The organism is Paucibacter sp. DJ2R-2 (assembly GCF_025717675.1).
GTDB lineage: Bacteria > Pseudomonadota > Gammaproteobacteria > Burkholderiales > Burkholderiaceae_C > Paucibacter_A.
On sequence record NZ_JAJIRT010000002.1, the window covers coordinates 455,054 to 469,138 of the forward strand.

7 protein-coding genes are annotated in these 14,085 nt (G+C 64.0%); 1 reads left to right on the forward strand and 6 read right to left on the reverse strand.

Annotated elements, in window-relative coordinates:
* Positions 1–24 precede the first annotated feature (24 nt).
* Entirely contained in the window at positions 25–2,064 is a 2,040-nt protein-coding gene (locus LNV28_RS09115) for a sensor histidine kinase (protein ID WP_263518707.1), read from the forward strand.
* A 57-nt stretch (positions 2,065–2,121) separates the two neighbouring features.
* Here LNV28_RS09115 and LNV28_RS09120 read toward each other — a convergent pair whose 3' ends face one another.
* From LNV28_RS09120 to LNV28_RS09145, 6 genes are all read right to left on the reverse strand, one after another.
* The gene (locus LNV28_RS09120) at positions 2,122–3,720 is read right to left on the reverse strand and encodes a di-heme oxidoredictase family protein (RefSeq protein WP_263518708.1); all 1,599 of its coding nucleotides are present in this window, start codon (positions 3,718–3,720) and stop codon (positions 2,122–2,124) included.
* A gap of 40 nt (positions 3,721–3,760) precedes the next feature.
* The gene (locus LNV28_RS09125) at positions 3,761–7,444 is read right to left on the reverse strand and encodes an NIDO-like domain-containing protein (protein WP_263518709.1); all 3,684 of its coding nucleotides are present in this window, start codon (positions 7,442–7,444) and stop codon (positions 3,761–3,763) included.
* A 42-nt stretch (positions 7,445–7,486) separates the two neighbouring features.
* Entirely contained in the window at positions 7,487–8,584 is a 1,098-nt protein-coding gene (locus LNV28_RS09130) for a hypothetical protein (protein WP_263518711.1), read from the reverse strand.
* Positions 8,585–8,594: 10 nt separating this feature from the next.
* On the reverse strand, positions 8,595–12,215 hold the full coding sequence (locus tag LNV28_RS09135; protein ID WP_263518713.1) for a hypothetical protein: 3,621 nt from the start codon (positions 12,213–12,215) through the stop codon (positions 8,595–8,597).
* 101 nt (positions 12,216–12,316) lie between these two features.
* Complete coding sequence (locus LNV28_RS09140; protein ID WP_263518714.1) at positions 12,317–12,940, reverse strand: PEP-CTERM sorting domain-containing protein; 624 nt, start codon at positions 12,938–12,940, stop codon at positions 12,317–12,319.
* 382 nt (positions 12,941–13,322) lie between these two features.
* Positions 13,323–13,934, reverse strand: coding sequence for a GNAT family N-acetyltransferase (locus LNV28_RS09145; protein ID WP_263518716.1), 612 nt, complete (start codon positions 13,932–13,934; stop codon positions 13,323–13,325).
* Between the last annotated feature and the right edge of the window lie 151 nt (positions 13,935–14,085).

Genomic DNA, 14,085 nt, shown 5'->3' on the forward strand with positions numbered 1-14,085 from the left:
CACCGCCGGACTTGGAGCAAGCGGATGACGAAGATGCAGCAGGACCGCCACAGCGCCGAGACAGTTCCCTTTGCCGCCCCGGCCTCGGCCGAACTGGCGCGCATCGACCAGCATCTGGATCTCGGTGAGAACCAATCGGCGCAAGCACTGCTGCAGGCCTTGCGCGCGCAGCCGGGCTTGCAAGCCGGCGAGCTCCTGCGCCTGCAGGTGCGCGAGCTGCGCCTGAACCTGAACCAGGAGCTGCGCCTGGACCAGCTCGATCAGGTCTTCGACCTGGTCGAACGCGCGGAACAGCTCGGCGATCCCCTGACACTGGCCGAGGCCTTGTGCTGCCTGGCACGCTTCCAGAGCCGCGCCCATGTCATCACCCTGGCCCTGCAATCGCTGGGCCGCGCCGAGGTGATCTACACCACGCTGCAGGACGAGCAGGGTCAGAACCGGTGCCTGATGCTGGTGTGCAAATTCCTGCATGACGAGGCCATGCATGAGGAAGCGATCCGCCGCCTGGAACCCTGGGTGCTCGATGAACAGCGTCTGGCCCAGCTGAGCCCGGACGACCGCTACACCCTGACCATCAGCCTGGCTGCGGCCTACTCCTTTGTCGACCGCATGGCGGAATCGACCGTGCTGCAGGAGCGCGCCTACGAAGACTCGAAGCGCCGGCAGATCCCCAGCCGCATGTTCCGCGATGCCGTGAACCTGGCCAACAAACGCCTCTGGGAAGGCCGGCTCGACGCGACACGGGCCTTTCTGGACGAGGCCGAAGCCTTGCTGCTGGATCATGAGATCAGCGACGGCCAGCGCAGCTTTTTGCTGCAGAACCAGGCCCTCTACCTCTGGAAGATGGGCCGCCATGAAGAGGCCATCGCGCGCTTTCACCAGGCCCGCGACAACGCACGCCGCCATGCACAGTGGCCGATCCTGAACCGCGCCCTGATGCGGCGCGCCGAATGCGCCGAGGAGGCCGGCCTCTGGGCCGAGGCCTTGTGTGCGCGCCGCGAGCAAGTCGAGCTGGCCGAGACCCAGCTCAAGACCCTGAAGCAGAGCACGGGCAACAGCCTGATGCGCATGCTGGGCCATGTACGCACCCAGGCGCAGAACGACTATCTGCGCCAGCATGGCAATGCCCTGGAGCGCGAACTGGCCGAACGCAACCGCCAGCTGCAGGCCACCCTCTTGAATCTGCAGGGCGAGATGCAAGTGCGGCGCCAGGCCGAGACGGCGCTGCAAGAGGCGCGCGACGCGCTGGAACTCAAGGTCGAGCAACGCGGCCGCGAACTGGAGCAGGCCATGCGCTTGCTGCTGGAGCGCGAAAAGCAGGCCGCTTTAGGCCATCTGGTCGCCGGCGTGGCCCATGAGCTGAACACGCCCATCGGCAACGCCTTGCTCGCCACCAGCACCCTCAGCGACGGCCTGCTCGCCCACCGCCAGGCCTTTGAGGAAAACCGCCTGCGCCGCTCCGACATGAACCAGCTCCATGCCGAGCTGGAGGACGGCCTGGGCATTGCCAGACGCAGCCTGGCACGCGCCGCCGACCTGGTCAGCCGCTTCAAGGCCCTGGCGCTGGAACAGAGCAGCGCTCAGGTGATCGAGTTCCAGCCACAGCAGGTGATCGAGAACACCCTGGCCGTGATGGCGCCCGCCCTGCGCGCCGAACAGGTCGAGCTCGACAACAGGGGTCGGCCCGGTCGCCTGCTGCGCAACGACCCGGGCGCACTCGGCCAGGTGCTGGCCCAGCTGATCGAGAACAGCCTGGTCCACGGCTTCCGCAACTGGCCCCCGCCACATCGCCTGACATTGACAGAAGCCGTGCAAGAGGGCCATTACGTCCTGCGCATCGAAGACAACGGCCGGGGCATGGCCACCGAGCATCTGGCCCGGGCCTTCGATCCCTTCTTCACCACCCAGCTGGGCCAGGGCTCATCGGGCCTGGGCCTGCACATGGTCTACCGCCTTGTGACCCTGGGCTTGCAAGGCGAGATCAGCCTACACAGCGCACCGGGACTGGGCTGCAGGGTGACGCTGAGTCTGCCCTTGCGTGTGGACGGATCAGGCCAGGTTTGACGGCACGGCGGCTGAGCTTTCGAACCGCCTATCGCCTTCAACAGGTCGCCTTCTTGGTCAACGTTTCTTGGCCCGGTATTGTTCGTCGACGATCAACTCATTCGTGCCCGGGGGCAAGACCTGGAGCGACTTCAGGAACTCGATCAGGGCGTCTTGATCGGCCTTGGAGGCGGACTGAAAGGCCTGCCTCGAAGCCAAGGCCTCGCCGGCGTGCCCAAGCACCGCCTGGCGCATGGTGGTGAACAAACCATGGTGGAAGTAGGGGCCCGAATTCGCCACGCCCCAAAGACGCCGGGTCAGGAAGCGCCGATTGCCGCCGAGGAATTTGGGCGCCCACACGGGCCAGTTCATGTCCAGGCTTTCCTGCACCATCTCGTCATTGGGGTCGGAAATGTCGTGCAGCTTCAGATCGGTGTAGGCCGGGACCCACAGCACATCGTCTTGCGGATGGGCTGGCTTGAGACGCGGTTGCGGCAGGCTGTCGTCGTTCAAGGCCACGCGAACCGCCTTGGCATCGCCGGCCTTCATATTGCCGGGCGGGTTGAAGGGGCCGGGCTCCACAAAGGTCCAGTTCTGGCGGCTCAAGGGCAGGCTGGGCGTGTGGCAGGACGCACAGGCAAACTGATTGTTGAACAAGGCCTGGCCCCGGGCGATGGCCTGCTCGATCTCCGGCTTGTTCGGGATGACCTGGCCCGGCACCGCCATCACCGCCTGGAACAGGGTGGCGGCGGTGACATCGGCACGCGTCAGCTCATTGCTGTAACCATCGCCATCCGGGTCGGTGTTGGCACCAAAACGCTCGATGGTCTGGATGCCATGGTGGTGGTTGAAGGAGGTGTTGGTGAAGTCACGCAGCGACACCGAATTGCCCGCCTGGTGCCACGGCCGGATGACCAGGGTCGGTGGATCCAGAGGCGTGGCGGTGATCAAGCTCAGGCGCGGCAGGCCCTGAACCTCGCGCACATCCCACAGGCCATCTTCCTTGCGAGTCAGGCGCCCAAAGTTGACGCCCTTGCTGATCAGCAAGCGGGTCTCGCCACGTTTCATGCTGTCGCGGATGCGCTGCAGATCGGTGCTCATCTCACGCGCCAGCATTTCCACGTAGCCCGACCCAAACAGGCCCGGCGTATGGCGGGAGTTGCCCACGCTGGACAGCGTGACCGGCTCGCCCTTCTCGTCCAAGGCGCCGCGGGTGGGCGTGGTGTCGGAGCGGTCAAAGGTCACCGCATCGAAGCGCTGGCCCAAGACGAACACATTGGTGACGAAATCGCCGCTGCCCCCAGCCACGCCAAAAGGCTGGTTGTGGCAGCCCATGCAGGAGTTGGCATCAGGCCCTGAGATGCGATTGAAACCGCGCGCCCCGGTCAGGCTCAGCGTGGGGTCCGACAGACCCCGCCCGTTGCCCTTGGTGCGCGGGCGCCCGCCGCCCTCTTCCGTCGTCCAATTGGCCGAGAACACACGCCGCCCATGCTCGAGGAGCTCAGTCAGCGGGATCTTGAACTCCTCGTCGTCCTGGAGGTGCTGCGCCAGGCCGAGCTCATTGCCGATGCCGGACTGCAGCCTGGAGGCATCGATCAAGCTGACCGCCCCCCAGGCCAGCGAGCACAGCAGCAAAACAGCAGCCGGCAGGGCCCATCGACGCAGATGTTTCATCATGGGTGTCTCTTGCTCAAGCTCATCTCAAAAGTTCGCGGCTTCAGTTGTTCTTGGGCTGCACATCGGGTGACACCAGCTCCACATTCAACAACTGGGCCTGGTTCAAGGACCCGCTGGGCGCGCTGCTGCTGCCGCGTGCCACCAGCGCCCCCTGGCGCCAGACCTCGACCATCAGCCCACCCGCTGGCACACCCGAAAGCGTGAAGCGACCTTGTGCATCGGTATTGGTCATGCCACGGTAGCTCCGCAGCGTCGAAGAAAACACACGCACCTCGGCATTGGCCAAATCAACCGCGCTCAGCGCGCTTGCGCTGACCGCCTGTCGCCCTGCGGCTGTACTGCTGCTGGCCCGCAGCTGGGCTGGCGCACTGGCGGCGAGCAAGGCTTGGCCACCTGCGGCACCATTGAGAGTCGAAGCCAGGGCCGGTGCTGCCGGCAAGACGGTGTTGACGCGATAGCCGCCCTGGGCTGTCGGCGTGAACACCAGGTAGGCCCGGTCGAGATCGAACAAGCTGGTCGAGGTGAAGTACTCGTATACCGCTGTGGCCGAGGGAATTTCCAGAATCGGCGTGGCGCTGAAGTCGACCTGCTGGAAGGGTGCCGAAGGCCCCGGGGTCAGACCGGCGATCGAGCCTGTATTCAAGGCGGTGATGCCCTGGTAGGCGAAGACGATGCGGCCGTCGCGGAACAGCTGGATCTGCAAGGTATTGCTGCCGCCCTGGCTGTAATGACGGGTGCGGTCGTAGGTGACGACAAAGCGGTCCGGCAGCTGGTCATTGATCCACACGCCACCGCCACCGATCAAGTCGTCGAAGAAGGCCGAGATGCGCTTGCGGTTGTTGAATGCGGAGACGTTTTCCGTGTAGGTGTTGTCCGCGGAATCAAAGGTGATGTAGCCATTGCTGCCAACAAAGGCCACCGTTTCGTTGGCACCGTAGAAGGGGAAGCTGAAGGGCAAGGTGCGTTGCGTCGAGCAGTCGTCGCAGGTGGTCCACAAGACCCCGTAGTTGCTCACGAATGCAGCCTCAATCAAGGTGATGGTGCCAACATCGGTCGTGCCCGCAACCACCGCGGCGGTCGTCGCTGATGAACCGTGTCGCGGCAGTCCGCCGCTGGGCGTGTACTCTGCCTGCACCACCAGATCACCCAGCACCGTGGGTACACCGATGATTTGGAAACGTCCATCAGCATCGCTGGTCCCCGAGCGACCGCCGGGCGCCGTCAGCTGTACACCCTGCACAGCCCGCCCCTGAGAATCCAGGACCTGACCGATCACACGCGTCAGTGGGTCCGGCGCCACCTGCACCTGGACGACCGGCGCGCTGCCTTCGTTGCCGCCGAGATCGCCGGCCACAGCGCCCAAACTCAGGCTGTTGACGCCGACCGGTACTGTCAGCGTGTATTGATAGGGCGCGCTGGTGCTGGTGAAGACGGTCTGGTCGTCAACGGTGAAGCGCACCGCCGTGACCGTGATGTCATCCTGGGCGTCGACCGACACAGTCAGAGGCGCACCTTCGTAAACCAAGCTGCCTGCAGCGGGCGAGGTGATGGCGGCCGTGGGCGGCACCCCGGCCAGGTCCACGCGCGGCTGGTACTGGCCGATGTAGAGACGGCTGTCCCCGCTGCTGCCGCCGCGCGAAAGACCACCACGATCACCGACCAGGTAGATGAAGCTGTCGTCCACGGCTATGCCCATGCCGTTGTCATCGCGCGCGGTGAAATTCAGGATGGCACGCGGCTGCAGGGTCTGGGGATTGGTGATGTCGACGATGGGCACGCCGTTGACAAAGAAGACATCGGCGCCGAGCGCGAAGTTGCCCGACAGCACGACGTTGTTCAGGAGTCCGCCCAAATTTTGCTGGGTCCGGGAGAGCAGCACTGGCGCGGCCAGATTGCTGATGTCCACCGAAGTCATGCTGTTGGCATAGTCGGCCACAAAAGCGGCATTGCCACGCAAAGCGACGCCGCGGGCGTCGCCTGTGGCCACGGTGCCGCGCAAGACCGGTGCGGAGAGATTGCTCACATCCACAAGCTTGAGTCCGGCACCACCGGCAGCCACAGCAGCCAGATTGCGGGTCGGGTCCAGCTCCAGGTTCCAGGCGGTACCGCCCAAGCTGATCACGCCGGCCTGAATCATGGCGCCAGGATTGGCCACGCTGATGATGTACAGGCTGCTGCCAGCGGCCACATAGGCGGTGGTGCCTCGCACCTTGACGCCCATGGCATTGCCCACGCCTGCGAACGTACCCAGAAGCCGCGGCGCAGTGGGCTGCGAAACATTGACCACCTTCAGACCCGCTGAAGTGGCGAGGTAGGCAATATTGCCTGCCAAGGTCACGTCGTTGGCTGTGGCGCCAAGATTCAGTGCCGCCACCACGCTGGGGCTGCGGCGGTCGACACTCAGATTCACCACCTGCAGGCCGGTGGATCCCGCAGCCACAAAGGCATATTCACGGTTCACCGCCACACCGTTGGCATAGCCGGGAATCGCCACAAAGGACAGCTGTGTCGGTGCGAAGTCTTGCACCACTCCGCTGACCTGGAAGCTCTTGCCATTGTTGCTGACCGTGATCGTGCAGGTGCCGGCCTGGCTGGCAAACACCCGCCCATCGGGCGAACCAAAATTGCAGCTGGCCAGATTGCTGCTGGCATACGTGGTCTGGCGTTGGGCGCTGGTCAGGTTGATGTCATAGCCATCGATCATGGTGCCGATCACTGTCAGCTGCACGCTGGCCGTGCCGGTGATGGAGTTGACCACCAAGGTGAAGTTGCCGGGTGTCACACGCAGGCTGCGCAGCGCTGCTGCCAGGTTGTAGCTGGCGGGATTGGTGGGGTCGCTGCCGGTCGCCAGCTCGACACCGTCGCGGACGCCGTCGCCGTCGCTGTCCGCCACCAAGGGATTGGTGCAGAAGCCGCGCGTGCACTTGAGTTCATCACCGTCGGAAATGCCATCGCCGTCGCTGTCCGGATTGCGCGCATCGGTGCCGGCGCGAAACTCCTCGAGCGCATTCAGGCCGTCGTGGTCGAGGTCCAGCAAGGCATCGGCCGGGCTGTTGGGGTCCATGCCCAGGCGCAACTCCTCGTCATCAGGAATCCCGTCGCCGTCGCTGTCGGCCCCGGTGAAGGCCACGCGCAGCTGCAGCAGGCCTTGCGAGCCTTCGTTGCTGGCTTGTACGACCACAACACCGCTGCGTACGGCCGTCACCAGGCCCTCGGGACTGACCGTTGCAATGGCGGGATTGCTGACGGCATAGCGTGTGCCGCTGCTGGCCGAGCTGATGTCGTTCGAGTCGCTGCTGTTGGGATAGGTGGCCATCACGCGCAGCTGCGTGGTCGCGCCCACATTGGGCAAGGTCTGAACGGCCGCCGTCACCTGCACCGATGTCGGGATGGGCGTGGTGGGGCCGAGCGTGATGGGCGGCAGGTTGATGGAGCCATTGGCCGGGATGGTGAAGGATGCCGACTCGCCGTAGGTCGTGGTGCCGCCATTCACGCAGGTGGCGCGCGCCCTCACCGTACCGAAGTTGGCAGGAATATTGGGCAGCACCCAGGTGCCGTCGGCCTTGGCCTGCACATTGCGATTGAGGACACTGACGGTGCAGCCCTCATTGAGGCCGGTCGGAGGCGGGGTTTGACTGTTTGCAATCAGCGGCTGCAAACCCAGAGTCACCAGGCCGAGACCGGACCAGCACAAGACACGGAGATTTCTCTTCAGTGATTTCATGATCATCCCGACAGTCAAAACCAACGTTTCTTTGCAAACAGCCTAGAGGCCAGGCTTTTTTTCGAAATGTGCGAACGGATGCTCATCTGCCGCCGCCATGGCCAACTCCTTGCGCTCGAAGAGCCGGGTGGATGCATTGACCAAGCCGACATTGACGAGACGCCAGCCATCACGTTCCTTGGAGAAGAACATGCTGTTGACACCCCCGCCGTCGCGCTGCACATAGGCAACTGCCACCGGCCCCAGATCCCAGACAAAGCGCAATGACAGCTGACTTAGGCCTTTCAGAAAGGCCTGGCCGTCCGGGCTGTCGCGGTAGGACTGCATACGCGCCCAGGAGGCTTCGCTGACAAAGGGGCGCAGCAGCTCGAACTTCCCTTGCTGGCCGGACTGGGTCATGCGCGCGATCAGCGCACCCACCTCTTCATTCACGCCCGGCTTCTTGGCAGTCAGCGCCGATGCGCCCTGCATGTGCAAAGCACTCACCGCATCGCTGGGGCTGGCGCCCAAGCTCAGCTTGTAGGGCAGGCTGTTCAGGGTCGCAGCCGAGCACAGCTGGGCTTGCTGCGCCTGGCCGGGGCCGACCGAAGACAGGTACCACTGCTGAATCAGCTGCGAAGGAATGCTCATGGGCCGCTGGGGCAAAAAGCCCAATTGGCCATCGGGCCTGCGCTTGAATGCGAAGGCCGCGGCAAAGGGCTTGCCACCGCCAGCGGGCTGCAACTCGACCCAGACCATCTGGACATCGTCAAACTCGAAGGCATAGGTCAGGCGCAAGGGTTTCAAGGCCTTGAACTGCGAGCGGTAGGCGTCCACCTGCGACTGCACGCCCGCCGCAGAACCTCCCGGCTCGTCGCTGGCCAACAAGCCGTTGAGGGCGCTTTTGTCATCGGACTGCAAGGCACTCAGCACTTTGTAGACCGCCAACTCCAGCCCCTTGGACGTGGGGCCAGGCAAGGCCGCGCTGCGGTATTCCTTGCCACGCACACCGAGGCAGGCTGCCGTCACAAGCTCCTTGGACTCGACGCGAAACAGCAAAGGCAAGCCCAGCTGCCCGAAGTCCTGCGCGGAGGCCATCGGTGCCGCTGCGGCCGCCCCGAGCAGCAGCGCCAGCAGGCGCGTGGCCCTGGCGAAGTTCAAACGCTTGCTATCAGTACGCACACTTGGCCTCACTGAAGCTGACCGTGCAGCTCAAGAAGTCTTGCGAATATTCAAAGGTGCTGGACGACCCGTCGATGTCGTAACCGACCGAGAACTTGCCATTCACCTTGAACCCGACCGGGTCGAAGGTCATCAGGCCGCCATCCAGGCCACTGCTGCACTTGGGCTGGTTGTAGGTCACCTTCGAGATGTGAATGGGCCAAGAGGCGCCGCCACTGAAGCTGGCACTGGCCTTGAACGTGGTCTTCTCGCAGCCGAGGATGCAATCGACGGAGAAGGATCCGCTGCCCGCGATCTTGGCCGTGATACTCGGCGTGATGCTGGTGTCCAGGCCGGCAAAGATGCAGCCAGAGCGGTCGGCAGCGTCGTCGGAGCAACCATCCTTGCGGTAGCCGAGCTCACCGGCGATGCTGGCCGTACCGCCGATGAAGACGCCACCGTTGAGCTTGGCCTTGATCTCCACGGACGCCACACCGATGTTCACCGGACCGCTGGCCCAGTCGACAAACGGCGGGCCCGGTGGCGGCCAGATGCGCCCCTCGATGCTCAGGCTGCCGAAGTTGCCGGCCATCTTGGCGCTGCTCTTCTTCGACACGCCAGTGGTCTTGCCGCAGCACTCGTTCTCCTTGATCTGCAAGGAGGCTTCCTGCATCACATTGGCCGTGATGGTGACGCTCAACTTCTCCAGCGCCTTGAAGCCGTCGTTGAACTTCTTGGTCACATCGTTGGGGAAGCCCAGCTTCTGCGTGTAACTGGTTTCCGTGGTGTTGATCTTGATGTCAGAGAAATCACCGTTCTTGCAGACCTTGCACTTGTCATCGGGCTTCGGGCTTCCGTTCTGCCCGGCATCCGCGACACAACTGGCGCCTTCGCATTTCTTGCAGGTCGGGCAGGTACCGGCCGAGCCTGAACTGTTGGGGTTGCCGCCGCAGTGCCAGCCCGCCTTGATCACACCCGCGCCGACATCGGAGGTGATGGAGGAGCCATCCGGGCTGACCGTGGCAGAGCCGATGGCCACAAAGCTGGCGAGATCGTGGTCGTAGGAGTACATCTCGGTCACGGCGCGTGGTGCCAAGCCGTCGACGTTGGGAATGGTCATGCGCGCCGGCGGATTGAAATGGGTGCCGACCGGCTGGATGGTCACGACAAAGCGCGGCTGCTGACCAAAGCCCGGCGACATCGGCACCTTGTCCATATTGACCGGCGTGACGAACACGCAGCCGCTGCGCGAGCCACCCGGGAAGGTGGCCGAGCCGGGTGCAATCTGCAGGGCAAAGCCGGGCGCCTCGGGAATGGTCAGGGTGCCGCCGGTGGTTTCGTTGACGCAGACACGGTTGCTGGGATTCAACTCCGGCAGATAGATCGGCATACCCAGAACATTGTTCTGACCGGGTACGGTGATCATGTCGAAATCCAGGGTCGGCCAGAGACCTGGGCGCGCAGCCGTGCCGCCGTCCACCATCAGCTTGAAGATGCCGACCGGAACCGGTTGCATCAGGAACTGGCCTTGCGCATCGGTGCGCACGGCCGTCGCCATTTCCTGGGGAATGTTGCTGGCGTTGCCCTGGGTGATTTGCAGCAGACGCAAAGTGGCGCCAGGAATCGGCTGGTTGCTGTTGTCCAGAACCACGCCGGAGATGCGGGTCTCGCTCGCCGGGCCGGGCACCAAGCCGGTCGCAGCAAAGGCCGCGGCGTAGCCTGGATTGCCGGCAAAGCTGAGCTCGACCACATTGTTGTTGACGCCCGGATTGGGACCCAAGGCCAGGGTGGCCGCCACCCGGCCGTCACCGTCACTGGTGGTCTGGAAACGCGTGGCACCATCGGGGCCGAAGCTGCCATGGCCGTCCTTGACCTCGAAGGTCACTGGCACATTGGCCAAGCGGTTGTTCTTGGCATCGGTGACGATGGCGATGAAGGGCAGCGGCAGCGCTTGACCGACCACGCCCGTCTGGTTGTTCCCGGAATCCACGACCACCAGATTGGCGGCACCGGGCAAGCCACTGGCCGAGAAGTCGGCGGTGGTGCTGACTCCTGCCGCACTCGCTTCCACGAGGTTGTTGCCCGCGCCAGAGCGGCTGCCAAGCTGAAGGAAAACGCGCGCCTGGCCCTGAGCGTCGGTGTTGACGGCCACGGCGCTGAGGCCAGTGCCGGCATTGCCGCTGGGGCTGACCAGCCCGTCTTGTGCAATCACGCGGAACACGACGGGCTTGCCCGCCATGCCCTGACCCTGGCTGTTGACCAGCTTGACCACCAAGGGAGCCGGCAATTGGCTGCCGACGCGGGCCGACTGGTCGTTGCCGGAAAGCACCGTCAGGCCGGCCTGAGCACCGGAGATGCGCTGCACAGTGGACGTGATGGTGGTCCGGTTGCCGGCGCGATCGGTCGCCACCGCCTGGATCTGGTTGCTGCCCAGGCTCAGCGGCACATTGCGCGCCACAAAGCTGCGGTTCATGACTTCCGCCGCCACGCCATTGACCGTCACCGTGGCCTGCTGCGGGTTGACCGTCCCCACAACGATGTCGTTGACCATGCCGGTCACTGTGGCGGTCGCCGCAGCGGTGCTGCCATTGCGCGCGGGTGAATAGATCTCGACACGGGGCGCGGTCGTGTCCAGGGTCACCTGGATGGAGGCCGAGGTGGTGCTGCCATTGCTGTTGGCGGCCACTGCCGTCACCGTGTTGGGACCTTCATTCAGGGGCACAGAGGCTGAAAACTGCTTGCCGCTCAGCGGCACCAGAATGCCATTGACCTTGACCTGAGCCGCACCATCACCGACCGATCCAACCAAGGTGATGACCGGCGTATTCAGATACGCGCCATTGGCTGGAGAACTGATGCTGACGCCGCTGGCCGTGCCATTGACAGCCACAGTGAAAGGCTCGGAATACACCGTTTGGCCATAGCCCTGGAAGGCGGCCGCGACTCGGTAGCGCAGCAGGCCCGGCGTATTCTCCAGCACCGTGGTGCGCAAGCTGAAGGTCTGATCGCCCGCTTGGCTGTCGCCGTCGCGCCCCTCGTCATTGAGGATGCCCAGCGTTCCGATCACCTGGTTGGATGCATTGACCTTCTGCAAGATCACCGAGCCGGCAATAACGCGCGGGTCATTGATCCTTGCGCTCACCAAGGCGCCCATGGCCGTGCCGACAGTGCTCACCGCTGGGCTGATCAGGGCCCCGGTGACGGTCGGCGTGGCTTGCGCGCTTTCCACCGTCACAGGCAAAAGCGCCGACAAGGTGCGCTTGATTTCCCGCTTGTAGCCGGCCGAGACCTGAAGATTGACCACACCCGCCGTCGCCTCCTGAAGACTGACGCGCAAGCTGTAAACCTGATCTCCGGCGACAGCATCGCCCTGCAGGCCATCGTCGCGCAGGGCCCCCAAGATCTGGTTGTTGCCGTCGGCCTTGATCCGCGCCAAGCTGGCACTTCCGGCGATGTAGTTGGGGTCAGTGATGCTGACCGTGACCAGCACCGGCGTGGCGACGCCCACCGTGATCTTGTTCGGCGCCAAGGCCGGTGGCCCCATGGTCCCGGCCTGCGCAGGCCCCCAGGCCATCAGGCAGCTCAAGAGCAGCGCACCGGCGGTACCCAGGCCCACCGCACGCTTTTTCATGATTCGGATCATTCTTGCCTCCCCGGTTGGACCGGAACACGGCTGCACACGACTGCAAGCTCAATCAAGCCGCATTCGGTGCAAAACCAGCAATTAATCAGTTACCTAAACAGACCAGAAAAATGGCGCCGCCGCGCCACAGCAGCCGCCAGCAAGGCCAGGGCCACCAACGCCCAGCTCTGCGGCTCGGGGACTGAACGACTGAATTCGACGGTCAGGTCGTCCATGACCATGGAACTGCCCAAGCTGCCCCCCTGGATGACCACACGCGCAATCCGACCGGCCGAATCGGAGAAGCTCACAAATTCATTGTTCAAGCTTCCGACATCGCCGCTGAGCAGCAGATTCGAAGAGAACAGGCTGTGCACCGAACCCAACAGGCCACCGCCAGCGTCGTAGGCAAAAAAGCTGAGCTTTTCGAAATAGGTGAAATAGGCGCCGACACTGAACACCGGTTGCGCAAACAGGATTTCAAGTGCACCGCCGTCATCCAGCACCGCGGTGTCACCCGAGCGCGGCGGAAACTCATCCACATTCAGCGATCGCCCCACCTTGAGCGCCAGGGCATTGAAAAAACTCAAACCCGACCACTGATTCGAGAGGCGGTCCTGGTCCTGAAGATCGTCAAAACCATAGACCACAGGCGCCGCCTGGGCCGACTGCGCAAGCAAGGACAAGAGAAACAGCGACCAACCTGCAGCCCAGACGCGAACCAGCTTCTTCATGTATTTCTCCTGAGCAATCACGCGGACGCCCCATGCACCGACAGCAGCGAACGATGCACGCTTGCGGCCCCGATCCGCTTGCAGCGAGGGCCATCAGCAAGTTGAAAACAGCCACACTCCGCAGCCGCTATCCGCACACAAGCTCACCTTAGCAGCGGCTTGTGACAGATTTTTGAGGGCGGCTCCCGCCCCCCTAATTCGAATATTCAGCGCCATCACAGGACGGTCTCGGGCGGCTAGCCCGGACGCATCACGAGGGGTGCAGAAAAGTGGGGACTGAGACGGCCGCCGTCAATGCCCTGAGGCGCGGCGAGGAGTTGAGGCCGCAGGTCAGAAGTGAGGTCTGGGATCAAGGCAGCGCAGCACGCGCCGTCAAACCATGTCAGGCATTCAAGACACCAAAGGCCGAGGCTGACACACCCTGCGCATCTTGCTGCTGTCGTTGGCGGCAATGGGCCAGATGCGCCGGTGTCATCTCGAACAGCAGGCTGGGCGCCTGCCCGGGCAGATCGGCCAAGGCGCCCTTCAGGCGCATGCCCAGCCGCTCCAGGGTGCGGCGCGTCGGCAGGTCGGTCGGGCGCACCAAGGCCAGAACGGCCGGCGCATGCAGGTGCTGAAACGCCAGCTCCAGCGCCAGCTGACCCATCTCCGTGGCATAGCCCAGGCCCCAGGCCTGAGGATGGAAGAGCAGGCTCAGGCACAAACTCTGCCGGCCGTCGACCGACTGCCACATCAAGCCGCCGAAACCCAGCAGCTCGCCGCCCTCCTGCGCACCGGCCGACAGGGCCCAGCAACCAAAACCCCAGCGCTGCCAATGCAGCTGCCAAGTCTGGAGCTGCTCCAGGCTGCTCTGGCGTGAAGCCGGGCCGGGCTTGACCCTTTGGGTCAGCGCATCGGCCTGAATCTGCTGCAAACGATCCAGGTCTGCCACCGTGGGCGCGCGTAAAAACAGCCGCCCGCTCGCCATGGGACCCCAAGCCTCGTTCAATGCCATGAATGCCTGCCCTTCAACGGTCAAAACCAGTGAAAACCCTAGGCCACACCTTAGCGGCAAAGACCGCCCAGCGAACACCCCCCGATCACAGGGGCGCGCTATCCGCACAAATCGGCGTAGGCGCGCCACAGGCCACTTCGCTTGGCGGCCG

Excerpts from the sequence above, each read along its gene's own strand:
- LNV28_RS09135 (WP_263518713.1), bottom strand. The coding sequence starts at position 12,215 with ATGAAAAAGCGTGCGGTGGGCCTGGGTACCGCCGGTGCGCTGCTCTTG.
- LNV28_RS09125 (WP_263518709.1), bottom strand. The coding sequence starts at position 7,444 with ATGAAATCACTGAAGAGAAATCTCCGTGTCTTGTGCTGGTCCGGTCTC.
- LNV28_RS09115 (WP_263518707.1), top strand. The coding sequence starts at position 25 with ATGACGAAGATGCAGCAGGACCGCCACAGCGCCGAGACAGTTCCCTTT.
- LNV28_RS09140 (WP_263518714.1), bottom strand. The coding sequence starts at position 12,940 with ATGAAGAAGCTGGTTCGCGTCTGGGCTGCAGGTTGGTCGCTGTTTCTC.
- LNV28_RS09145 (WP_263518716.1), bottom strand. The coding sequence starts at position 13,934 with ATGGCATTGAACGAGGCTTGGGGTCCCATGGCGAGCGGGCGGCTGTTT.
- LNV28_RS09120 (WP_263518708.1), bottom strand. The coding sequence starts at position 3,720 with ATGATGAAACATCTGCGTCGATGGGCCCTGCCGGCTGCTGTTTTGCTG.